Below are 24,225 nucleotides of genomic sequence, written 5' to 3' on the forward strand. Positions count from 1 at the left end.
GACGCCATGCCTCGTTTCACTTTAAGCCCTCGTGGCCTGTTGGCCTGCTTGATCACCGCTTGCCTGACGCAATCGGTCTACGCCGTCGATGAACCGGCCAGTGCCAGTTCGATCACTGCCACGCAAAACGCAGCGGTGCTGCAACACTTGCCGTTCAGCGACCGTACGGACTATGAGTCGGTCAGCCGTGGCTTGATCGCGCCGTTCAAGGGCCAGGTCAAGGATGCGGCCGGCAAGGTCATCTGGGATGTCTCGGCTTACGACTTCCTGGCGAACGACAAGTCGCCGGAGTCGGTCAACCCGAGTCTGTGGCGCCTGGCCCAGCTCAGTGCACACGCCGGCTTGTTCGAGGTCAGCCCGAAGATCTATCAGGTGCGCGGCCTCGATGTGGCCAACATGACCATCATCGAAGGTGACGACGGGCTGATCATCATCGACCCGTTGACCATGGCCGAAACCGCCAAGGCTGCGCTGGCGCTGTACTACGCCAATCGTCCGCACAAACCGGTGGTGGCGGTGATCTACAGCCACACCCACGTTGACCATTTTGGCGGCGTGCGCGGGGTCATCGACGAGGCCGACGTCAAGGCCGGCAAGGTCAAGGTGTTCGCGCCGTCCGGGTTCATGGAACACGTGATGAGCGAGAACGTGTACGCCGGCAACGCCATGAGCCGCCGCGCCCAATACCAATTCGGCAGTCTGCTGCCCCGTGGCGAGAAAGGTCAGGTGGATTCAGGCATGGGCAAGAGTCTGCCCACGGGCGGCACCATCACCCTGATCGAGCCCACCGACCTGATCGGCAAGGAACTGGAAACCCGCACCATCGCCGGTATCGAGGTGGAATTCCAACTCACCCCCGGCACCGAAGCGCCGTCGGAGATGAACCTCTACCTGCCGCAGTTGCGCGCCTTGTGCATGGCCGAAAACGCCACGCAAATGATGCACAACATCCTCACCCCGCGCGGTGCGCAAGTGCGTGACGCCAAAGCCTGGGCGCAATACCTGGACAGCAGCCTGGCGCGTTATGGCGACAAGAGCGACGTGCTGTTTGCCCAGCACAACTGGCCGACCTGGGGCAGCGAGCGGATCCGCACGTTCCTGGCGGATCAGCGCGACATGTACGCCTTCCTCAACGACCGCACCTTGCACCTGTTGAACCAGGGCCTGACGCCGATGGAAATCGCCGACAACATGCAAAAGCTGCCCGGCGATCTCGACCAGAAGTGGTACACCCGTGGGTATTACGGCTCCCTGAGCCACAATTCCCGGGCGGTGTATCAGCGTTACATGGGTTTCTATGACGGCAACCCGGCCAACCTCAATCCACTGCCACCCGTGGAAACTGCCCAGCGCACCGTCGAGGCCATGGGTGGCGGCGCGGCAGTGATCGAGAAGATGCGCGCGGCGATGGCCAAGGGTGACTATCGTTGGGCTGCGCAATTGGGCAATCAGTTGCTCTTCGCCGAACCGGACAACGCCGCCGGCCGTAGCGCCCAGGCCCAAGCCCTGGAGCAGACGGGCTATCAGAGCGAGAACGCCACCTGGCGCAACATGTACCTGACCGGGGCCATGGAACTGCGCAACGGCGTACCGCAACATGCCGGCAGTTCAGTGTCGGTGGACATGGTGCGGGCGATGACGCCGGACATGTTCTTCGATTACCTGGCGATTCGTCTCGACAGCGACAAGGCCGTGGGGCATGACTTGACGCTGAACTGGACGTTCGAGGACCAGAAGAACAAGGACTTCAACCTGACCCTGCGCAATGGCGTGCTGACCCACCGCGCAGGCCTCAATGCAGCGGCGGATGCCAGTGTGAGTTTGAGCAAGACGACGCTGGAACAGATCAGCCTCAAGCAGCTGGATTTCCCGACGGCGATTCAGAAAGGCTTGATCAAGTTGCAAGGGAACGGGAAGAAACTTGGGGAGTTGCTGGGGAGCCTGGATACGTTCAGTCCGCAGTTCAATATTGTGACGCCGTAAAGTTCAAGAGATCGCAGCCTCGTTTCACTCGACAACTCCTACAGGGCTTACGCATTCACACGTAGGAGCTGTCGAGTGAAACGAGGCTGCGATCTTTTGCTTGATCGTTCCCACGCTCTGCGTGGGAATGCAGCCCGGGACGCTCCGCGTCCCAAAGCGTGACACAGAGCGTCACAAGAGGCATTCCCACGCGGAGCGTGGGAACGATATCAAACCACCTCAACCCCAGGCATCTCGCCCTGCAATGGCGGGCTCTGATCGCCCGATCGCCCGATCGACCGACGATCAAGGCTCAACCCGCGCAATCGTCGGCATTTGATAACCACCGTCCAGCGCCCCGGCCTTGGGCAGGTACAAGCGCAGCAATAGATTGAACGGACCTTGCGGGGTCGGCAGCCAGTTGCCCTGTTGTGCGGGAGCGCCGGGTTGCAGGATCAGGGTCAAGCCACCGTCGGCGTCGTAACGCAGGTCGGGGCTGCGATCGCCCAGGGCATAACGCTGGATCGGATTGGCCGCCAGCAACTGGGTTTTGCCGTCATACAAAGTCAGGGACCAGAAGGCATTCACCGGCGGCAATTGCCCGGCGGGGAAATGCAGGCGATAGGCGTTGCGGCCATCCAGCATCTGCCCTTGGGCATCGTGCAAGGCCATCGGGTACACCGCTTCCACCGGGTCGTTGGCGTAGATGTAGCGCCAGGCCACCGCCGCGCGGGTCAGGTCATCGTCGCCGAATTTGCCGACATTGGCCGGCGAACGAAACCAGCCTTGCTGCTCCACCGACACTTGGCTTGAGGCCACGCGTACTTGCTCACGACCGGCTTCGGCGCCTTGGGCAATCGCTTCGCTCAGGTCTGCCGGTGGCTGGAAGGCCGCACCGGGTCTCACGCCGATGGCGGCAAAACGGGCGAGTTTTTCGCGCTCGTTTGGCGTCCACTCGTGCAGCGGCGCCAACGCATTGAAGGTGCCGAACAAGGCCTGGGCCGGCCCTTGTTTGGTGTCTTGGTATGGCGGCAGTTGCAGCGGTGCCGGCAGTTCTGGCACCACGCCACCCACCACGCGGGACAACGGTTGCAAGGCATAGCCCATCAGCACTTTCGCGGCGTCTTTCAGGTCCGTTTCACCCTTGACCTCGGTGCGCCCGAGCAAAAACACCAGGCGACTGGGCGAACGAATTACCCCACTGAAACCCGCCGGCACTTCACCGTGCCAGTCCGGCCCGGCGATCAGGTAACGCCCCGGTTGATTACCCGTGGCGCGGGTGCCGATGTAGTCGAGGTTGTCGGTGCGCATGTCCACCAGTTGGAAGCTGTAGTAGCGCCCCTGCACCTCGGGGACTTCCAGCACCAGCGGCTCGCCGCGCAGGTCGAGCAAGGCGCGGGAGTAGAAGGTGTCGTTGTTCGGTGAGACGACTTTGTTGTCTTCCGGGCCGAGCAAACGCGGTTCGCTGTACAACCGATTGAACGGCAGTTTCGCGGCGATGGCGGTCAGGACTTTGTCGTGTTCGACGGTGGCGTAGGCGAAGACATAAGCCTCTTGCGCCAGCATCTTCGCTTGCGGTTGATCGAGGGTTGCAGCGTGAACAGTGCCCAGGCTTGCGCCGAGGGCCAGAGCAGAAATCCAGTAGCGCATATCAGGTCTCCAGACAAATAAACATCAGCACGCACAACGCTGATCGTTCCCACGCTCCGCGTGAGAATGCAGCCCGAGACGCTCGCGTCCCAAAGCGGACGCGGAGCGTCCATTGAGGCATTCCCACGCAGAGCGTGGGAACGATCAACATGCCAAGGACGGGATTACTTGGCCCAGCGGCGCAGATCCGACGGGGTGTAGTCGTCGGTCTTGGCCGCGAAGCCGACTCGCATCGGCTCGGTCTCTTCGTTGGCCAGGCCACCGGCGTAATAGCGTCCGGAGATCAGGTCGTACGAGGTTTCGAGCACGTTGTAGGTGAAGCCATGGTCGTACTGCTGAATCGCGTGCAGTTCGCCGCTGCGCCACAGTTCACCACGGCTGTCGTATTGGTCTGACTGGGCGATCTGCCAACTGTCCTCATCCACATAAAACCGGCGCTTGGCGTAGATGTGCCGGGCGTTCGGCTTGAGGGTCGCTTCCACTACCCAGACCCGGTGTTTCTCGTAACGGGCCAGGTCCTGATTGATGTGGTTGGGCTTGATCACCTCGTCGTACTTAAGGCTGTGGCTGCCGATTTTGTAACTGTTGTAGGGAATGAACAGCTCCTGTTTGCCGATCAGTTTCCAGTCGAAACGGTCCGGCGCGCCGTTGTAGCCGTCGATGTTGTCGGCGGTGATCAGGCCGTTGCTGTAGCGGGCGCTGTTGTCGTAGGCAATCATCGGCGCCCGACGCACCCGGCGCTGGCCCGGCAGGTATTGCCAGGCCGAACGCGGCTCGGCGACCTGGTCGATCGGTTCGTGCACCAGCACCGCTTCGCCGGACAGCCGCGCCGGTTCCAGTACCCGGCTCTTGAACATGAACAGCATGTTGGCCCCCGGTTCCAGGCCGCCCACGGTGTCGGCGAAGTTGATCAGCGACTGGTTGCGCACGTAACTGGTGGCGCCGTTTTCCCGCACCAGCGCCGAACTGCTGATGCGCTCGTAGCTGCCGCCGCGATAACGGGTCATGTGGTTCCACATCACCTCCAGGCCCTCGGTGGGCAGTGGAAACGGAATGCCGCGAGCGTAATCGTGCAAGCCGTTGCCGCCATCGGCCAGGCTGGTTTTGGCGACGTTGTCGCGACTCTGCGCCAACACCTCCTTGGGCAGGTTGGCGCTGCGATGGCTCGGGTAGATGTTCATCTTGTAGCTGTCGGGGAAGCGCTTGAACAAGGCGATTTGCCCTGGGCTGAGAAATTTCTGGTACTGCGCGACGTTCTTCCCGTCGATGGTGAACAACGGTTTTTCGGCGGCAAACGGATCGCTGTATCCGCCCTTGCTGTCGACGGTGCCGGCGTTGCTCGCCAGGCCGCCGGTCCAGGCCGGAATGCTGCCGTCGGCGTTGGCTGCCATTTCCGAACCCATGGGGGTCAGGGTCTTGCCGAGGGCGGCGGTATCGGTGCCTTTGGCCTGGGCCAGGCCGACGGTGCAGGCCAGCGCCAGCACGCACAATTGCATACGCATAACGGTTCTCCTTAGAAGTCTGCCTTGAAGCTGACGGATGCGAAATCGCGGTCGTCGAGGGTGCTGTAGTCGTTGGAACCGAAGAACGCGTTGTAGGCCAGTTCCACGCTGTAATCGTTGAGGTAGGTGCCGGTCAGGCTCACGCCCAGGGCTTGCTGGCCTTCCTGGAACGGCCCTTGCGGATCGTAGGAATAACCCGAGACGTCATGCCGCCAATTCACCGCCGGGATCAGGTTGATACCGGGCAACACGTCGCTGTATTCGAGGCTGGCGCGCAGGCGATAACCCCAGGACCACGGCGTGGCGAAACCCTTGTCAGTGCAATACTGATTGGTCACGCCCGAGGCCACGGTGTTGCAGGCCGTGCCATTGCGCGGCGCACTGCGGCCGAACGCGGCATTGCGGCCCAGACGCTCGTCACCGAGGTCGTCGATGTGCACCACGCCAACCTCCCCAAACAGACTCAATCGGGTCGCGCCCAATACGTTGTCGAATGCCTGGGTCGCCGAGCCCGTCATCTGCCATACGCCTTTGCGCACCCAGCCGTCGTAGCGACTGCCGTTGTTGATATTGAAACCGGCCGGCAAGTCGACCCAGGAACTGCCGCCCGGCCCGGAAATCACCGCCACGTTGATGTCCGGCGCATTGATCGCCAACGGCATGTTCGGCCGATAGCTCAGCTCGCCGGCCAGGGAAATCCCGCTGATCGGCTCGACGCCATTGAGGCTGATGCCATACAGGTGAATATTCTCCGGAAACGCCGCCGCGTAGCTCGGCGCCTGGACGCCACCGGGGAAGGTGCCGGGCAGGCTGGTGTTCTTCGCATCGAGGGTGAAATACGGCAGCCGCGAGTGATAGTTGATGTAGTAGATCGCCGCCTCGGCATCGTTCAGCGAATGGATCATGTTGCGCAGGGCGAAACCGAACTGGCCGTTGTCGGACGGCGATTCATTGCCCCGAGGCGAGGCGTACAACCCGGCCGCCTGCATCTGTTGATCGGTCTGCACCTGGCTCAGGTACAACGGTCCGCAACCCTTCTGGATCACATCGCTGCTGGCGAAGAAAGTGCCGCAGCCATCGAGCGCGCTGGGGCGCCAGTTGTATTGGTAGAAGCCTTCGAGGTTGAGGCTGTCCGACAGGCCGAAGCTGAAGGACAGCATTTCCACCGGCAACTGGCCTTCCTTGATCTCCACCCCCGGACGGTTGAACGCCGAGACGTCCAGCGGGTTGATCACGTTGATGCCGTTCTGGATCAGCAGCGATTCGCCCCAGGACAACACCTGGTTGCCGACCTTCACCGTCAGCGGACGGTCGGCCACCTGGAAGTCCTTCCAGACGTAGGCGTCGAGCATCTTGAAGCCCTGGAATTTCGACAGGTCGTCCCAACCCGAATCGTCGAACTGCTTGAAGCGCCCGTCGCGGGTTTCGTAGGCATGGTCGTACCAGTATTTGAAGCGCACGAATGCGCCCTGACCCTGGCCATCGAGACTGAAATCGGTGAGGCCCTTGAAGTTCTGCGAGACCGGATCGCCCTTCTCGAAATTGAGCCGGTTGTCGTCGGCGCTGACGCTGGTGCCATTGGCGCGCACGCCTTGGGCCTGCAACGCGTTGGCGCGGGTCATCAGGCGCTTGTCGGGGTTTTGCGTTGACCAGCTACTGCCAAGGGTCAAGGTGGTTTTGGTCGACAGTGTCCAGTCGTCATTAATGTCAAAACTGGTGGCATACGAAGGTCCCGCGAGGACGGCAAGCACCGCCAGCGCAAGGGGCTGCGGGCGGGTTTGGCCAAGCCGATGGCGTCGCGGGCGGACTCCGGCGGTGGCCGAGCATTTTCTTATCATTATTAGGCTCCGGTCAGGATTACTCAGCCCGGACACGGTGCCCAACTCTCAGCCGGCACACGCAAGCGATGGCCGACAAAAAGTAATCATCAGCGTGCGTTCGCGGTGTTAAACCGGCTCGGCACAACCCAGCCGAAACTGCTTGGGCGTGATGCCGAACTGTTTGCGAAAGGCGCGAATAAAGTTGCTCGGCTGGCGATACCCGAGGCGCTCGGCAATGCGCTCGATGGGTTGGTCACCGGCGGTCAGCCAATGCCGCGCCATGTCCAGGCTGTCACTGCGAGCGTGTTGCGCAGCCTCGGTTTGCCAGCGCCGAAGCATGCTCTGATGCAGGAATGGATTGGCCCCGAGCAACGGTTGGTCGAGGCTGGCCAGTGGCAGTGTCAGACACGGGTATGGCCCCTCTTCAACCGCGATGCCGACGCTGTGCAGCCATGGGCCGGCCGCCTGCTGCGAGGTCAGGCTGACGGCGATAAACACCTCGCCCGGCGCCCGCCCGACACGCCGGGCGATGTTGCGCACCAGGCTCAACGTCGCCGCATCCAGGCCAAAGTAATGCGGCAATTGCCCGGCTGCGCGCACATGCAATCGAGCCTGGCCGTCGACCTCCTCAAGTTCCGCCACCACGCAATTGGTCACCCGTGGCAGGAACTCGACGAAACAGGCCAGGCTCGCGCGCAGGGTCGCGGCGGAATCGAGCAGGATATTCAAGCCCTGCAGGCAAGCCGTCGCCATGCCGTTGACCAGTTCACAGCCGAACGTCGCACCGGCACCGGCGCTCTCGCATTCATTCCACAGTTGTTCCACCAGGTGCGCGGGGATGTGCTGCCCTTGGCCGTCGAGCCACGACAGGCTGATGCCGGCCCGTGCCAGCAGTTGGTCCTGGCACAAGCCCGACTGTTGGGCGTGGCTGAGAATGGTGCGGGTAAATGCACTGGAGGCAAAGGGTTGGTCAGGCATGGCAGATGACATCGAGTGGGCAGGCGTGTACTTATGCCAGTCGTTGTGATATCGATCAAATGCATTAAAAGTATCCTCAGAATGCAGGAGACGCATGATGGATCTACGCCAGCTTCGCCACTTGGTCGCCCTCGCCGATTACCGCAGTTTTGGCCGCGCGGCCGAGGCGATCAACCTGAGTCAACCGGCGTTCAGCCGCAGCATCCAGACCCTGGAACGGGACCTCGATTGCGCCTTGGTCGAACGCAGCAGCCGTGAATTTCGCCTCACCGGCCAGGGCGAACTGGTGCTGCAACACGCCCGGCGCTTGCTCGCCGGCAGCCAGGCCTTGCACAACGAACTGACCCAGTACAACGGCTTGACCGGCGGCGAGCTGCAGTTCGGCAGTGGCCCTTATCCGGCACAGTTGTTGGTGCCCGCTGCACTGGCCGAATTCATCCAGGCGCATCCGGCGATCCGTACGCGTTTTCATTTGGGCGACTGGGAGCAACTGTCGCTGTGGTTGCGCGAGCAGCAGATTGAATTCCTGGTGGCCGATGCGCGCTACTTCACCGGCGATCCGCAATATCAGGTGCAGCTGTTGCGACCACGGCGTGGAAGGTTCTTCTGCCGTGTCGATCACCCGTTGGCGGGGCGCAAGGGTTTGTCCCTGCGGGCATTGCTCGATTACGCCGTGGTCGGCACGCGGATTCCGCCGATGATTCGCAAGATCCTCGCCGACATCCAGGGCGAGCCGGACTTCAACCCGAGTGTCGAATGCGCGCAATTCGATGCGATCCGCCGAGTGGTGATGTACTCCGACGCCGTGGGCCTGGCGACGATGGAAGCGCTCACCGAACTGGCCGATCAGGGGTTGATCCGCCTGCTGGAGTTTGCCGACGTACCCAGCGACGACCCCGGTTTGCAGCTGCATTACGGCATCGTCAGCCGCGCCGGTTACTCCCTGACCCCGGCGGCGCTGGCGATGATTGAGGCGATTCTGACGGTGGATCGGCGGTTGCTGGCGGAGGGATGACATCAACCGAAAATCGACTGCCAAATGATCAAGCAGCCATCGCTCTGTGTCAGGCACGCCGCGCCAGCGACAGCAATGCCCGCGGCTCACCCAACGCCCGCAACAAACAATGCATCGCCTCTTCCCGACTGCGCTCAAAGCGATAACGGGCCTCGATGTACAGCGCCAGTTTCAGTTCCACCGGTTCATCCAGCGGCAACGGCACCTGCTGCAACCCCAGCACACTGGCGACCCGGCTCGGCAGGCTCATGCCGAAAGGCTGGCGGTCGGCGATCAATTTGGCGGCCAGGGTGCTTTGGGTATTCACCGCCAGGGTGCGACGCAAGCCTTTCAACCCCAAGTGCAGATCCACCGGGCTGAGCCCGTCGCGACGGCTGGAAATCTGAATCTGCGGCTGTTCCAGATAGGCTTGCAGCGTGCGCGGCGGTTCCTTGAGCGCCGCGCCATAGGCAAACACGTAATGGTCCGCCGGCAACACTTGCTTGTGCAGACCGGCGAGCCCGGCCAGGGGTTGGTCGAGGTCGATCAGGATGTCCAGTTTGCCGCTCGCCAATTCTTGCAAGGCGTCCCGCCGCCGTGGCTGGAAGTAGCGCACCTGCCAGTCGGCCTGGGGCGCTTCGAGCAGCGCATCGAGCAGCACCGGTTGCAGGCAATCCAGGCAACTGATGCGCAGCAGCGGATTGCTTTGGCGCGCGGCCGGGATCATCCGCAAACCGTCGCGCAACGATTCCAGCGCCGCGCGCACGTAGTCGGCCAGGCGATGGGCGACCAGCGTTGGCGTCACGCCGAGACGGCTTTTGATGAACAACGGATCGCCGCACAAATCCCGCAGCCGGCGCAGCGCATTGCTCATCGCCGGTTGCGACAGGCACATCACCTCGGCGGCGCGGGTCACGCTGCGTTGCTGGTATATCGCGTCGAAGGCAAGCAGCAGGTTGAGGTCGAGCTGGCGTAAATCAAGCATGGTCTTGCTCCGGCAAATCGCTTAACGTCGGGCAGCCTAACCAGTGTCCAGGAACACGCTGTGAGCCCTACATGACAAAAAGCGATCAGCCATTGCCGAATGCGTTCTACGCCCCGACCTTGCTGCCAGCCATCGAAGAACTGCTGGCCCGAGGCGTCGCACGGGAAACCATTGAACGTGTGTTTCACCGCAGCTTGTTCGAGTTGCGCACGCCGTTCATGCGCATCCCGCTGTTTCTGTCGCGACGATTCTGGGCGTTGGCGCTGGAGCAAAGCGCCGACCCATTGATCGGGCTCGCGGCGGGACGGCGTTTTGTCTCGACCGCGACCAATGGCCTGACCTACCTGTTCGATGTGGCCGCGACCCTGGAAAGCGCTTGCGCGTATTTCGTCCGCTTCTTTCCGTTTTTCAACGGGCACTACCAGGCGCAGATCGTACGCGACGAGGACGGTGTCGAGCTGCGCCTGCTCGACTGCGGCAGCCTGAAGGCCAGCGCGCCGACCACCGATTACATCCTCATCGGCCTGTGCAGCATGCTGCGCCGAAAATTCCTCGCCAGTGGCCTGGAGCGCGATCCGATACTGGGCGTCAATCTGGCGTGGCCGACACCGGCCAATCCTCAGGATCACGAACAAGCCTTTCGCGCACCGGTGCACTGGCGCCAGCCGCACCCTTCGCTCCGCCTCGATCCGCAGTTGTTCGTGACCGCGCTGACACCGGGCAATCATGAGCTGGAGCAAACCCTGGTGGACTTGCTGGAACAAACCCGACTCAACAGCGAACCGACATTGCTGGAGCAGGTCAGCGACCATCTGATCGCCGACCTCGCGGGTGCCAACTGGCAACAGTTTTGCGCTGATCACCACATGCTGGAACGCACGGCGGCGCGGCGCTTGAAGGCGTTGGGCTGGAGTTTTTCCGAGTTGCTGGATGAGTATCGGCGCTGCCAAGCTGAAGACTTGCTGCAGGCTGGGGCTCTGGAGCTGGTGGAGATTTCGGATCGATTGGGTTACGGCGATGTGCAGAGTTTCAACCGCGCGTGTTTGCGCTGGTTGGGGTGTGCGCCGGGGGTGTATCGGGCGCGGTGGGTGAATTAGAAAAACGAAGATCAAAAGATCGCAGCCTTTGGCCGCTCCTACAGGGGATTGCGTGTATCCACCGGGCATGGTTGGTGTACTCGATCCCCTTTAGGAGCTGCCGAAGGCTGCGATCTTTTTACGGTGTCACTGCCCCGCCGCTACGCTCGTTGCCGCCTGCGCCGGCGTCACAATCGTCTTCAAATCAATATGCTTCCACTCCGGCTTCGCCCCCAGCCGCGCATTGAACCGATAGTTGAAGGTGAACTCATCCGCCGTCGCCACGCTCAGCGGTTTGCCATACACCGCTTCCACCCCCGCCAGGTCGTACCCCATCAACTGCAACAGCGTCGGGAAGATGTTGTAGTGACTCGACCGATCCTTGTTGCCGGGCAGTTGCGCCGACCAGTCCAGCGTCTTCAACCCGCTGCCCTGAATCACCACCAACGGCACCAGTCCTTCCTCCTCCACCGGGTCGCCGCCGCAGTGGGTATTGAGCCCGGGATTGCCGCGCTCATGCAGATCCTGGCCATGGTCCGAGGTGTAGATCAGCGTGGCATGGCTCAAATCCGCCTGGGCAAACAGCCGTGAGAAAAACTCCCCGACATTCCACAGCAACGTGTTCTTGTAGGCGTTGCGGTACAGCAGCCAATCATCCGGCTGGCCGTTGAAACCATCGCGCTTGCCGGTGTCCGCCACTTCGACGAACTGCCCACGGGGCAAAGTCGGGCGGTAGGCCATGAAGGCATCCGGGTATTTGTCATGCACCGGGAAATGCGCGCCGACCTTGTTGATCACTACCAACTGCGGTTTATCGTCGTTGAGCAATTCGATCAATTTCGTCGCCGCCGCCATGTCGCGGTCGCGCACGCTGGTCTGGTCGAATTGCACGAACTCGTCGATGTCTTTTTTCTCGGCGTCGTTCATCAGGTTCTGCAGGTTACCGCCGGTGCGTTGGGCGTCGATGTAGACGGTGCGCAGCCCGGCCTTTTTCGCGTACTGCCAGATCGACGGCAGCGTGGTGTTGATGCGCATGTAGTCGGCGCGGGTGCCGCCGTAGCGCAGGGTAATGTTGGTGTCGGCGCTGCAATTGGCGATGGAGGCGGCGTAGCCATAATTGAAGATGTCGACGCCGGGGCGCGCTTCCTTGAGGTTGCTGTGCACGCCGAACGGCGCGTTGATGTCCAGGTAGTTGCCGGAAATGCTCTCGTCGATGATCAGCACGATGTCGTGGCCCACCGGTTGATCGTTACGCGCCAGTTTCACCGGTTCCCGCGGGCCGACGGTGTTGTGCAGGGCTTCATAGGTGAACAGATTCAGGTAGGCCAGCGGCGTGTACATGATCGGCAGGCCCCGGGCGCCCTCGCCGGCCCGCACAAACAGCACCGCACTGAGCAGCAACACCCCCAACACCGGCGCCGCCACCAGCAAAGCCCCCGGCAGCGGCATCCGCCGACGGGGCTTGAGGCCGATGCCGAACAGCAGCAACAGGCCACTGAGCAAGCCGCTGATCAGCGGATCACGGTACTGGTACGCCGCTTCCTGGATGAAACCGCCGGAATACACCAACGACACAAAACTGCTGTAAGTCAGGTAATCGGCGGTCACCCGGGTATAAACGTCAAAGAACACTGCGGATATAAACAGCGTTATAGCGAATAAATGCCTGATGAGCGTCTGGCGGATGTACGCGGTCATGAACAGCGCTGCCGTCAGCGCGATAAACATCGCGCTAAACAGCAGCACCGGAAAACCGATACCCATGGCGCTCAGGCGCTCCAGGTAATAATCGTAATTCTTGATTAAGTAGAGAACTAACAGCAGTTCTTTCAAATATCGAATCATAGTATTTACGCAACTCGGCGAGGGTGTTTTGCCAATAGTTTGTCAGCCATTTTTTGACACTAGCACCGAGCCATCAAACCGCAAGAAATGCCGGGTTTTTCCTAAAAGCGTCAAAAAATTGTTGACTCAAATCTGACACACTCAAAGCGCTACAGCCCTTGTATTTCAAGCCTTTCGACCGTTTATCGTTTTCTTCTAAATGTGAAAAACCCGTCAAAACCGCGGCAAATCCAGACACAGCAAGCACTTGATGGCCATTCGCCCCCAAAAACGGGGGTGTTCTAGAAGAGCAACATGTCATTTTGCTGACACGATTTGCCAAGGCTGGGCTATACCCCTTTTGACAGTCTAATTCCTGATCTTTCCACCGTCTTACGAGGCACGCCAATATGGACGTGAGCGTATTTGGTACGGGCTACGTTGGCCTGATTCAAGCAGCTGCATTGGCCGATGTCGGACATCGCGTGCTGTGTGTCGATATCGATCCGAACAAGATCAAACAGTTGCAACAGGCAGTTCCACCGATCAGTGAACCGGGACTTTCCGGCACCCTGGAAGAAAACATCAAGGCTGGCCGTTTGCTGTTCACGACCCAGGCCAGCGATGCGGTCGAACATGCCGAATTGATCTTTATCGCGGTCGGTACGCCGGCCGATGAAGACGGTTCCGCCGACCTCAGCCATGTGCTGAACGTGGCCCGGCAGATCGCCAGTTTCATGGAAGCCGATCGTACCCTGATCATCAAGTCGACTGTGCCGGTCGGTACTGCGGACAAGGTTGCCGAAGCCGCCAGCGACGAACTGCGACGCCGGGGCAAAGACGCGCTGATCGTACGGGTCGTGTCCAACCCCGAGTTTCTCAAGGAAGGCAGTGCCCTCGCCGACTGCATGCGCCCGGACCGGATCATCGTCGGCACCAACGACGACATCGCCCGTGACCAGTTGAGCGAACTCTACGCACCGTTCTGCCGCAACCATGAAAAGCTCATGTTCATGGACAACCGCAGCGCCGAGCTGACCAAGTACGCGGCCAACGCGATGCTCGCCACCCGCATCAGTTTCATGAACGAGCTGGCCAACCTCACCGAACTGCTGGGCGCCGACATCGAAGCGGTGCGCAAGGGCATCGGCTCGGACCCGCGCATCGGTTATCACTTTATCTACCCCGGTTGCGGCTTCGGCGGCTCGTGCTTCCCCAAGGACCTGCGCGCCCTGCTGCACACCGCCGAACACAATGGCATGCCATTGCGTCTGCTGCGCAGCGTCACCGACGTCAACGATACCCAGCGGCACATTCTGTTCAGCAAACTGAAAGCGCAATTTCCCCAAGGCCTGGCCGGCAAGTCCATCGCCGTCTGGGGCCTGGCGTTCAAGCCCAACACCGATGACATGCGCGAAGCACCCAGCCGTTACCTGATGGATGCGCTGTGGGCCGAAGGCGCGAGTGTGCAGGCCTATGACCCGGAAGCCATGTCCGAATGCCGGCGCATCTACGGCTACCGCAATGACCTGCACCTGTGCGCCACCCGCGACGACACCCTGGAAGACGCCGATGCGTTGGTGATCTGCACCGAGTGGAAGAATTTCCGGGTGGTGGATTTCGATCTGCTGGCGAGCAAGTTGCGCGCCAAGGTCATCGTCGACGGGCGCAACCTCTACAACCCGGAACACGTCGCCGCCGCCGGTTTGCACTACAGCGGCATCGGCCTGCGGCACATCGCTCCAGAGGTGCTGCGCCCATGAATATTCTGGTGACGGGAGCAGCGGGATTCATTGGTGCCCATTGTGTGTTGCGGTTGTTGCGCGACGGGCATCGGGTCTGCGGGCTGGATAACTTCAACGACTATTACGACCCGCAACTCAAGCACGATCGCGTGCGCTGGGTGCAGGAGCAAGTCGGCAGTTTTCCCCTCGCGCAGATTGACCTGGCCGACGCCCCGGCCATCGAAGCCTTGTTTGCGAGCGAACAACCGGAGGTGGTGCTTCACCTCGCCGCCCAGGCCGGGGTGCGTTACTCGCTGGATAACCCCAAGGCGTATCTGGACAGCAACCTCAGCGGTTTCCTGAACATCCTTGAAAGCTGCCGCCACCATCCGGTGAAGCACTTGATCTACGCCTCGTCCAGTTCGGTGTACGGCGCCAACCAGCACACACCCTACTCGACCCATGACGGCGTCAATCACCCGCTGTCGCTGTACGCGGCCACCAAGAAAGCCAATGAGCTGATGGCCCACAGTTACAGCCACCTGTTCGGCATTCCCAGCACCGGGCTGCGCTTCTTCACGGTCTACGGGCCTTGGGGTCGGCCAGACATGTCGCCGATCCGTTTCGCCCAGGCGATTGCCGAGGGCAGCCCGTTGAAGCTGTTCAATTACGGCCAGCATCAACGCGACTTCACCTACATCGACGACATCGTCGAAAGCATCGCTCGCCTGGTCGATCGGCCACCGAGCAGCACGCCGGACTGGAACCGCGAACAACCGGACGCGGCCAGCAGCATGGCGCCGTGGCGGATCTACAACATCGGCGGCGAACGCCCGGTGGAACTCAAGGATTACCTGGCCCTGATGGAAAAGCACCTGGGCCGCAAAGCCAATGTCGAGCTGTTGCCGCTGCAACCGGGCGATGTGCTCAACACCTGTGCCGATGTCCACGAACTGGAACGGGACACCGGTTTTCAACCGCGCATCGAACTCGACGAGGGCCTTCGCCGGTTCGTCGCCTGGTTCCGCGAATACTACCCATTGCACGCCCATACGCCGCCTGCGGCTGAGCAACAGGGCTGAGAGCTACAGCGGAGGAGTCTATGACTGGACATGAAAAAGGTGTGCCACTCCAAAGTTTGCGCCGTGACAAGCGCCTGGACCCCGAGCACCGAATGCGCCTCGACACCGCGATCCACATGCAGGGTCGCGGCTGGATTACCGGTCGCGACGGTGGTCGGCCCTGGACCTTGTCCCGCACCAACCGAATCGTGGCGTGCTTCGGTGCCTTGTTGATCCTGATCCTGATTTCGCCGCTGTTGCTGGGCCTGGCCCTGGCGATCAAGTTCAGCAGCCCTGGCCCGATCATGTTCGTGCAAAAACGCACCGGTTACCGCGGTCGCGTGTTCGGCATGTACAAGTTTCGCACCATGGTGGCCAATGCCGAGGAGCTTAAAGAGTCCCTGCGCCACCTGAACAAACACGGTGCCGACGCTATCGATTTCAAGATCGACAAGGACCCGCGCATCACCCGCATCGGTGGGTTCCTGCGGCGCAGCAGCCTCGACGAGCTGCCCAACCTGATCAATGTGTTTACCGGCGACATGCGTTTGGTCGGACCGCGACCAACCTCGTTCAACGCCTACCGCTACAAGGATAACCACCTTGCACGCCTGAGCATCTACCCCGGCATGACCGGCCTGTGGCAGATCTCCGGACGCAGCAATATCGACTTCGACCAGCGCGTTGAGTTGGACCTCAGCTATATCGCCGAGCAGAGCCTCTTGCTTGATCTGAAGATCCTGTTGAAAACCCCCTTCAAAGTATTCAGCGGCCACGGAGCAAGTTAAATGGACGGTTCATCGACTAAAGCCCTAAGCATCGCCAACCCGAGCGAGTCCAATCTGACTTCGACCGTGCTCGATCAAGATCTGCGGATCCTATTCCTGACCGCCGCCAACCCCGGCGCAGGCACCACCACCAGCGCCCTGGTGCTGGCCAGCCAACTGGCACAGATGAGCAGCGGCCAAGTGCTGCTGGTCGACGCCAGCCAGTCGGCGACCAACCTCACGGCCCAGCTCAACCTGCAAAAAGAGCGCGGTTTTCGCGACCTGCTATTCAGCACCGGCACCCCGCCGCTGCTGCAGGATTGCCTGCTGCAGGTCTCCAGCCTGCCGTTCGATGTGCTGCCCAACGGCCGGCACCTGCGCGGCAACGAACACCTGACCGCCGAACGCCTGAGCCCGTTGCTCGACCAGCTCGGCAGCCGCTACCGCTTTGTGGTGATCGACGGCGACGCGGTGTATTCGGCCGCCGACACCCTGGTCATCAGTACTCAGGTGGACGGCGTGATCATGGTCGTGCGCTCTGAAGACACCCGCTGGGAAGTGGCCCAGGCCGCGGTCCAGCGCCTGACCCAGGCCGGGGCGAAACTGGTCGGCAGCGTGTTCAACCGACGCAAGTACTACATGCCCAAATGGCTCTACAAAAACCTGTAAGCAACCAGAAAAGGATGACGCCATGAACGCCAAAATGCTTCTCCTGCTGTTGCTGCCGCTTGCAGGTTGCTCCAGCAATTCCGACACGCAGAACATGCCGGTGAATATCCTCACGGCCTCACCGGCCAATGCCCAGGCAACCGACATGCCCAAGGTCGAGCAGACCTTGCGGCCCCAGGATGTGCTGGACGTGATCTTCCACATCAGCACCAGTGGCTCGGACGCTTATCGCGTGCAGCCCGGTGACCAGATCGGCCTGAACTTCACCGCTGCCAGCCAGCTCAATGGCAATCAACTGGTGCTGCCGGATGGCAGCATAGAACTGCCGGGAGCCAACACGTCGGTGAAAATCGCCGGGCTGACCAGTGAAGAAGCGCGTACCGAGATCCAGCGCGCCTACCAGCGCAAACAACTGTTCCAGCCCAACCGCAATCAGTTGTCCGTGCAAATCATCAGCCCGCTGAGCAACGAGTCGAACCTCAAAAGTGCCCTGAACCACCCCGCTACCGGCATGAGCCGGGAGATCACCGTGGGCACCGACGGTTACGCGAGTTTCCCGGAAATCGGCGCCGTGCCGCTGCAAGGCATGACCGTCAATCAACTGGAAACCTTCCTCAACAAACGCTACGCCAACCTCCCGGGGCGGATGACCGTCGACGTCTTGCTCAAGTCCACCGCGGGCAACGAAATCTATGTGTTGGGTGAAGTCGGCCAGCCGGGTTCCTACCCGATTCGCCGGCCGGTCTCAGTGCTCGAAGCGTTGACCCTCGCCCGAGGCACCAACGTCAAGGCGCGGCTCGATTCGGTGGTGATCATGCGCCGCAACGGAAACCAGGTGCAGGCCCGGCGCTACGACGTGGAAAAAGCCTTGTCCGGCGATGCGTCGCAGATTGCCTACCTGCAACCGGACGACATGCTTTACGTGCCCAAGACCAAACTGGCCAGCGCCGGTGAGCTCGCGCGGCAATTGGCGGACGTGGTGTTGTTCCAGGGCGTGGGGTTCAGCTTTGGCTACCGCGTCGACAACAAAGACAGCGACAGCAACTAACTCTCGGGTGACCTGACATGAATCCAAAGGAAAACTACCTGCACGAGTTCTTCAGGATCTTCTTCGCCAACAAGCAGCTGGTGAAACGAGTATTCCTGGTCTTTGCAGTCATCGCGCTGACCTTGCCATTGGTGCTCAAGCAGAGCTTCGACATCACCGCGCAAGTCATCGTCCAGTCGAAAAAACTTTCCCAGGGTGACGCGACCACGTCCCTGAATCAGGAGAATGCGAGTTTCATCCCGCCGTCACTGGCGGACATGGAAACCGAGAGCAATATCCTGCGTTCGCCGGCGCTGATTCGTCAGACCATCAGCGAACTGCGGGACAAGGGTGAGTACACCCCCGCTCCCGGCATGTTCAACAAAATGGTGTCCGAGCCGCTGAAGCTCTATGTCACCACGCCGCTGCGCGAATACGTGATCAACCCGGTGAAATCCGCGCTGGGCATGGAGACCGATCCCGTGCGCGACACGGTGCTGGACTCGCTGACCCAGGAGGCCATCGACAAGCTCAAGATCGAAACGCTGCCGGGCTCCAACGTGATCTCCATCATCTACAGCTTTGGCGACCCGCAACAGGGCACCAAGTTTGTCGCGACGTTGCTGCAGAACTACCTGGTCAGCCGCCAGGAACTGCAATCGATCGAACTGCCGCAAAGCTTCTATGAAACCAAGAAGCAGCAATACGAGGTGCGTCTCGATGGCCTGGAAGGCAAACGGCTGTCGTTGCTCGAAGCCATAGGTTCGTCCGATCCCAAGGAAGAAATCACTTTCCGCCTCAACGCCATCAACACCGAGGAGCAAGCACTCAACCTGTACCAGGACCGCCGCCTGCAAAGCCAACGCTGGCTCGAATACCTGAAAACCAGCCTGGCCGCCGCGAGCAATTCCAAACTCAACGACTACACCTTCCCCTACACCTTCACCACCACGGTGGACAACGTCGCCTTTGAAGATCGCGAGATCAAACAAATGGGTGAGGCGCTGACCACGCAAGTCAGCCGCTACATGAACGACCTGGCGATCTTCCAGCCAGGCAGTGAACCGATGTTGCTGACCCGCGAGCAAATCGCCCGCACCCGCCAGCAGTTCCTCAAAGTGGTGAGCAACCGGATTCAGGAGCGCACCAATGACCTGGCGATTGTCGGCTCGGTGATCGACCAGAAAACCGCGCGCATCGCCGACTTCAAGAACCGCATCCACCAGTTGCAGGAAACCCAGAGCAAGCTGCGGCAGTTGGACACCGAGATCAACGCCCTGCACGCGGCGTTCGGTACCTACGCCCAACGCTTTGCCGAAAGCAGCACGGCCCGTTCGCTGGACAACGACCTGTCCAACGCCCGGGTGCTCAGCCCACCGTATGAACCGACGGCCCCGGCGTTTCCCAAGCCGTTCCTGATCATACCGTTCGGCTTGTTCACCGGTCTGTTGCTGGCGATTGCCCTGGTCTACGTGCGTGAGTTCTTCGATCACCGCTTCAAGCATCCTGCGCAAATCACCCACGAACTGGGCCTGCCCGTGCTGCTGGTGATCAACGATCAGAACATGCTGCCGAACAATCCGCACAAGAACTGGACCGTGCCGAGCTTCGTGCATTGGGTGCGCAATTGAACGCGCCGCTCACGCCTTCCAGCGCCCTGCCGATCATTCATTTGCTCAGCAGCGGCGGCTTCTATGGGGCTGAGCGGATGCTGCTGGATCATTGCCTGGCGACGCCGGGGCAGCACCAAGTGCTGTTTCTCGATGCGCCGCCAGAGCTGATCGAACGGTTTCGCGAGGCCGGGGTGGATGGCCAGGGCTGCTCGGGGCTGGGGGCATTGCTGACGCATTTGCGTCAGCGCCGGGCCGAACAGCCGCTGATCAATACGCACAATTTCAAAGGCCTGTTGTTCGGCTGGGTCGGCGCGACGCTGTTGCGTTTACCGCTGGTCATTACCCAGCACGGCTTCACGCCGCGCAGCCGCAAGCAGAAGTTCTACACCTGGCTGAGCCTGCAACTGTGCCGCACCGCCTCGGTGAATCGAGTGGTCTGCGTCGCCGAAAGCATCGCCGCGTTGTGCCGCCAGGCCAGTGTCCGGTCGGAAAAATTGCAGGTGATTCCCAATGGCTTGCCGGCGGCCAAAGGCCTGCTGCCGCACCGCGTCAATCGCCAGCGCTGGCTGGCCGGTTACGTCGGGCGGCTGAGCAGTGAAAAAGGCCCGGACCTGTTTCTCGATGCGCTGATTCCACTGTGTCAGCAACACCCTCGACTGGACGCCGTGATGCTCGGCGACGGCCCGGAACGGGAAACCCTGCTGGCGCGGATCAGTGATGCGGGTTTGCAGGACCGCATCACCCTGCCGGGGTACCAGACCGACATGAAGGTGTGGTGGCGCCGACTCGATGCGCTGGTGATCAGCTCGCGCACCGAAGGCACGCCGATGATTTTGCTCGAAGCGATGCAGGCCGGTGTGCCGGTGGCAGCATTCGGCGTCGGCGGCATTCCCGATGTGCTGGAAGACCGGCACAACGGCTTGCTCGCCACGCCGGCCGACAGCGCCGCCCTCGCCCGGCAGATCGGCACCTTGCTGGCGGAACCGGTTCTGGCCGGCGAATTGAGCCACAACGCAAAACGTACACAACTGGATCGCTACGACCTCAAGGCCCTCGCCGAACGCTGGTCGCAGCTTTATATCCGTACCGCACGGGAGGCACGCGCGTGATCTTTCCGCTCTCGATCATCAGTTTGCTCGGCCTGGTCTGCCTCGGTTTGCTGGCCAGCCCTTATCCCTACCTGGCACCCGGCGCGGTGCTTGGCCTGGTGGGTTTCTCGGTGCTCTATCGCAAGCCCGGCTGGGGCTTGCTGGGTATCGTCGCGCTGGTACCCTTCGAGGGTTTCTTCAAGGACAGCGCCCTGTCGGGGACCAAATTCATCGGCGCCTCGCTGGCCGTGATCCTGATGTTGCAACTGGCCCTGCATCAGATTCCGTCCGAACGCCTGCGCAGCAACATCTGGCGCTTCCTGATCTGGTTCATGGTGTTGTACCTGCTGAGCACGCTCAATACCGATGACCTGGGTGTATCGATGGGTCACCTGCGGGAACTGAGCGTCGGCCTGATTCTGTTTGTGATCACGCTGCTGGTCGGTCGCGAGCTGAACCTGGACCTGTTCGCCAAACTGGCGACCCTCAGCGTCACGGTGACCTGCGTATTAACGATGTTATCCGTCAAGTATCAAGACCAGGGCCGCGCCGCCGGCCTGCTGGAAGACGCGAACGCCTTTGCCATGCTGATTGCCTTCGCCGTGCCCCTGGCCCTGTTGCTGGTGATCCGCAGCCCGAACCTGTTGCACCGGTTGTTCTGGGGCCTGTGCTGCCTGGCGCTGTTGGGCGGCATGACCAAGACCGAATCCCGTTCCGGGCTGGTGGTGCTGTTCCTCAGCCTGATGATCGGTGCCTGGCACTACCGCACTGAACTGTCACGCATCCGTCCACGGCACCTGGGGTTTGCCATGCTCGGCCTGGCGATCGCGATTCCGCTGGCGCTCTACGCGATGCCGCCGGGTTATATCGCGCGTATTCAGTCCTTGAGCATTTTGAGCGCGGGCGCCAAGAGCCAGGACGAATCCCTTGGTCGTCGCGCCTCGTACATCGTGGTCGGCGGCCAGATGATCCGCGAGAACCCGCTGCTCGGCACCGGCCCCGGAACCTTCCCGTTGCATTACGCCACCACCGGTTACGCCAAGGCGTTCTCGGCCAACCGTAAAGTCGGCGACCTGTACCGCCGGGCTCACAACACCTACCTGGAAATCTTCAGCGAACTGGGGATTCCCGCCGGCTTGTTGTTCGTCGGCATGCTCGCCCTCGGCCTGTACAACCTGATTCGCGCCCGCCGTGCCTGGATGCTGCGCCGCAACTGGACCGAGGCTGACTTCATGACCCACCTGGGCATGAGTTTCCTGTCGCTGACGCTGTTCCTGATGTTCCTCAGCGCCCCCAACCAAAAGTACGTGTGGATCATGCTTGCGCTGACCAGCGTGCTACGCCTGAAGGCAGAACAAGCGCCACTGACGGAGGCCAAGGCATGAAACGAATCAGTATTGTCATCCCCATGTTCAACGAAGCCCGGCACATCGGCCGGACCTTGCTCTGTGCGCAAAAGGCGGCGGATGCGGCGGACGTGGAATGTGAGTTGATCGTGGTCGATAACGGCTCCGAGGATCACGGCCCGCAGGTTGCCCGGCAGTTCGGCGCGCAGGTGCTGGTGCTGCCCGGTCTGCTGATCGGGGCTCTGCGCAATCGGGGAGCGGCTCTGGCTACCGGGGAATGGCTGGCCTTTATCGATGCCGACGTCGAAATGCCGGAAAACTGGCTGAGCCTGCTGTTCGATCTCGAGTCTGGCGCCCACGCCGATGTGTTCGGCCTGGACCTGCACACCCCGGCGCAAGCGCCGTGGTACGCCGATGCCTGGCAGCGCCGCACGCTGCGCCCCCTCAGCCAGCCCCACCCGGTGCAATGGCTGCCCACCTCCAATTTGATCATGCGCCGCACGTGGTTCGACCAGATCGGCGGCTTCGACGAGTCCCTGCGCACCGGCGAAGACAAGGACCTGACCATGCGCCTGAGGGAGGTCGGCGCGCGCTTGCTGGCGGTCAATCAAAGCGTGGCCCTGCATTGGGGTTATGAAGCCAGTTGGCGCGAATGGATGGGCAAGGAGATGTGGCGCCAGGGCAGTCATTTGCAACTGCTCCGCACCCACGGCTACAGCCTGCGCCTGCTGCGGTTTCCGATGCTGTCGCTGGTGGTCTGGTTGCTGGATTTCCTGGCGATCTCCGCGTTGCTGGACGGTTTCCCGCACCACGCGGCAATCATGGTGATGATCACCGCGATGCCAGCGCTGATCCTCAGCCTGCGCCAGAGCATGAAACACCGCGAAGTGCTGTTGACCCTGCAACTGTGGGGCCTGCATTGGGTGCGTCTGCACCTGGCCGGCGCCGCGTTCATTCTCAGTCTGTGTCATTGGAATGCCAGGAGGCCCGCCCGTGGCTGAATTCATTTTCTGGTTATGCCTGCTGTTGCCGTTCTACGCCTACGTCGGTTACCCGCTGCTGCTGACGCTGCTGGCGCCGTTGTTTGCAGCGCGGCATCACGTTCCGGCGGCGCCGCTGAACGTCAGCATTGTGATCGCCGCGCACAACGAGGCGCGGCATATCGAGCACAAGCTGCGCACCTTGCTCGCCCAGGATTACCAGCCGGCAACCCTGGAAATCATTCTGGTCAGCGACGGCTCCACCGATGACACCGTGGCCTGCGCGCACAAGGTCATCGACCCGCGCATCACCGTGCTCGACCTGCCCCGCCAGGGCAAGGCCGCAACCCTGAACGCCGGCGTGGCCTTGAGCAGCGGCGACATTCTGGTGTTCACCGACGCCGACAACCAATGGTCCCGCGACACCCTCGGCCACTTGCTCGCGCCGCTGTCCGATCCGAAGGTCGGGGCCTGTGCCGGGCACATGGTGATCCCGGTGACCGGTGGCGGCCTGAGTGTCGGCGACAGCCTCTATCGTCACTACGAAGGCTGGCTGCGTTGGGCGGAAAACCGCACCGGTTGCATGGTTTCCGCCGATGGCGCGTTGCTCGCCCTGCGCCGCGAGTTGTTCGAGAACGTGCCGACGGAGGTCAACGATGATTTCTTTATCAGCACCTGCGCGCCGGTGGCGTTCAAACGCATCGTCTATGTGCCCGAGGCGCAGGTGATCGACCAGGGCGTCGATGAAGCGAACAAACAGTTCCGTCGTCGCCAGCGCGTCACCGTCGGTGGCCTGCAAAGCCTGGCCCAGCGCAGTGAGCTGCTCAATCCGCTGAAGTATGGTTTGTATTCGATTGCGCTGATCAGTCACAAGCTGATCCGGCGTCTGGCACCGATCCTGTTAGTGCCGTTATTCCTGAGCAATTTCTGGCTGTGGGACGACCACGGTTTCTACCAAATGTGCCTGGTGGCGCAGTTGCTCGGTTACGCGGTGGCCATCGCCGGTCTGCTGGATTCGCAACACCGTTTGCCCAAACCCTTTCGCCTCGCCGCGTTTCTCCTGGTGACCCTTGCCGGGATGAGTATCGGTCTGTGGCAGTTCCTGCGTGGCCAGCGGTACAGCCAGTGGAACCCCGAGCAAAATCGATGAGAGGCGCGT

Annotated in this window: 19 protein-coding genes; 13 read left to right on the forward strand and 6 right to left on the reverse strand. The window is 61.4% G+C overall.

The window, feature by feature from the left end; all coding sequences use genetic code 11:
- Nucleotides 1–6: 6 nt before the first annotated feature.
- Complete coding sequence (locus HKK52_RS08345; protein ID WP_169370412.1) at nt 7–1,983, forward strand: alkyl/aryl-sulfatase; 1,977 nt, start codon at nt 7–9, stop codon at nt 1,981–1,983.
- Between the two features lie 285 nt (nt 1,984–2,268).
- Here HKK52_RS08345 and HKK52_RS08350 read toward each other — a convergent pair whose 3' ends face one another.
- From HKK52_RS08350 to HKK52_RS08365, 4 genes are all read right to left on the reverse strand, one after another.
- A complete protein-coding gene (locus tag HKK52_RS08350) occupies nt 2,269–3,612 on the reverse strand; it encodes a DUF1254 domain-containing protein (protein ID WP_169370413.1) in 1,344 nt (447 codons plus the stop codon).
- A 164-nt stretch (nt 3,613–3,776) separates the two neighbouring features.
- Nucleotides 3,777–5,114 (reverse strand): DUF1329 domain-containing protein, encoded by a 1,338-nt coding sequence (locus HKK52_RS08355; protein ID WP_169370414.1) that lies wholly within the window; start codon nt 5,112–5,114, stop codon nt 3,777–3,779.
- Nucleotides 5,115–5,125: 11 nt separating this feature from the next.
- Complete coding sequence (locus HKK52_RS08360) at nt 5,126–6,952, reverse strand: DUF1302 domain-containing protein (protein WP_169370415.1); 1,827 nt, start codon at nt 6,950–6,952, stop codon at nt 5,126–5,128.
- Nucleotides 6,953–7,060: 108 nt separating this feature from the next.
- The gene (locus HKK52_RS08365) at nt 7,061–7,912 is read right to left on the reverse strand and encodes an AraC family transcriptional regulator (RefSeq protein ID WP_169370416.1); all 852 of its coding nucleotides are present in this window, start codon (nt 7,910–7,912) and stop codon (nt 7,061–7,063) included.
- A 97-nt stretch (nt 7,913–8,009) separates the two neighbouring features.
- On the opposite strand from HKK52_RS08365, the gene HKK52_RS08370 reads away from it, so the two are divergent.
- Nucleotides 8,010–8,927 (forward strand): LysR family transcriptional regulator, encoded by a 918-nt coding sequence (locus tag HKK52_RS08370; protein ID WP_169370417.1) that lies wholly within the window; start codon nt 8,010–8,012, stop codon nt 8,925–8,927.
- Between the two features lie 49 nt (nt 8,928–8,976).
- Here HKK52_RS08370 and HKK52_RS08375 read toward each other — a convergent pair whose 3' ends face one another.
- On the reverse strand, nt 8,977–9,891 hold the full coding sequence (locus tag HKK52_RS08375; RefSeq protein ID WP_169370418.1) for a LysR family transcriptional regulator: 915 nt from the start codon (nt 9,889–9,891) through the stop codon (nt 8,977–8,979).
- Nucleotides 9,892–9,962: 71 nt separating this feature from the next.
- Here HKK52_RS08375 and HKK52_RS08380 point away from each other — a divergent pair, with 71 nt between their 5' ends.
- Nucleotides 9,963–10,988, forward strand: coding sequence for an AraC family transcriptional regulator ligand-binding domain-containing protein (locus HKK52_RS08380; RefSeq protein ID WP_169370419.1), 1,026 nt, complete (start codon nt 9,963–9,965; stop codon nt 10,986–10,988).
- 126 nt (nt 10,989–11,114) lie between these two features.
- Here the strand turns inward: HKK52_RS08380 and HKK52_RS08385 are convergent, their stop codons facing one another.
- Nucleotides 11,115–12,812, reverse strand: coding sequence for a sulfatase-like hydrolase/transferase (locus tag HKK52_RS08385; protein ID WP_169370420.1), 1,698 nt, complete (start codon nt 12,810–12,812; stop codon nt 11,115–11,117).
- Between the two features lie 389 nt (nt 12,813–13,201).
- Here HKK52_RS08385 and HKK52_RS08390 point away from each other — a divergent pair, with 389 nt between their 5' ends.
- From HKK52_RS08390 to HKK52_RS08435, 10 genes are read left to right on the forward strand one after another with little or no spacing between them, the layout of a single operon-like run.
- Nucleotides 13,202–14,554: a UDP-glucose dehydrogenase family protein gene (locus HKK52_RS08390; protein WP_169370421.1), complete on the forward strand. Its 1,353-nt coding sequence runs from the start codon at nt 13,202–13,204 to the stop codon at nt 14,552–14,554.
- Nucleotides 14,551–15,597, forward strand: a complete 1,047-nt coding sequence (locus HKK52_RS08395) for an NAD-dependent epimerase (RefSeq protein WP_169370422.1) — start codon at nt 14,551–14,553, stop codon at nt 15,595–15,597. The genes HKK52_RS08390 and HKK52_RS08395 overlap by 4 nt, the downstream gene beginning before the upstream one ends.
- A 20-nt stretch (nt 15,598–15,617) precedes the next feature.
- Nucleotides 15,618–16,364 (forward strand): sugar transferase, encoded by a 747-nt coding sequence (locus HKK52_RS08400; protein WP_169370423.1) that lies wholly within the window; start codon nt 15,618–15,620, stop codon nt 16,362–16,364.
- Nucleotides 16,365–17,012: a CpsD/CapB family tyrosine-protein kinase gene (locus HKK52_RS08405; RefSeq protein ID WP_169370424.1), complete on the forward strand. Its 648-nt coding sequence runs from the start codon at nt 16,365–16,367 to the stop codon at nt 17,010–17,012.
- A 22-nt stretch (nt 17,013–17,034) separates the two neighbouring features.
- Nucleotides 17,035–18,060: a polysaccharide biosynthesis/export family protein gene (locus HKK52_RS08410; protein ID WP_169370425.1), complete on the forward strand. Its 1,026-nt coding sequence runs from the start codon at nt 17,035–17,037 to the stop codon at nt 18,058–18,060.
- Between the two features lie 17 nt (nt 18,061–18,077).
- Nucleotides 18,078–19,670 (forward strand): GumC family protein, encoded by a 1,593-nt coding sequence (locus HKK52_RS08415; protein ID WP_169370426.1) that lies wholly within the window; start codon nt 18,078–18,080, stop codon nt 19,668–19,670.
- Entirely contained in the window at nt 19,667–20,761 is a 1,095-nt protein-coding gene (locus tag HKK52_RS08420) for a glycosyltransferase family 4 protein (RefSeq protein WP_169370427.1), read from the forward strand. The genes HKK52_RS08415 and HKK52_RS08420 overlap by 4 nt, the downstream gene beginning before the upstream one ends.
- Nucleotides 20,758–22,125: an O-antigen ligase family protein gene (locus HKK52_RS08425; protein ID WP_169370428.1), complete on the forward strand. Its 1,368-nt coding sequence runs from the start codon at nt 20,758–20,760 to the stop codon at nt 22,123–22,125. The genes HKK52_RS08420 and HKK52_RS08425 overlap by 4 nt, the downstream gene beginning before the upstream one ends.
- Entirely contained in the window at nt 22,122–23,087 is a 966-nt protein-coding gene (locus HKK52_RS08430; RefSeq protein WP_169370429.1) for a glycosyltransferase, read from the forward strand. The genes HKK52_RS08425 and HKK52_RS08430 overlap by 4 nt, the downstream gene beginning before the upstream one ends.
- Nucleotides 23,080–24,216, forward strand: a complete 1,137-nt coding sequence (locus HKK52_RS08435; protein WP_169370430.1) for a glycosyltransferase — start codon at nt 23,080–23,082, stop codon at nt 24,214–24,216. Before HKK52_RS08430 ends, HKK52_RS08435 begins: the two co-directional genes overlap by 8 nt.
- Nucleotides 24,217–24,225: the final 9 nt, after the last annotated feature.

The sequence above is a fragment of the Pseudomonas sp. ADAK2 genome, assembly GCF_012935755.1.
GTDB lineage: Bacteria > Pseudomonadota > Gammaproteobacteria > Pseudomonadales > Pseudomonadaceae > Aquipseudomonas.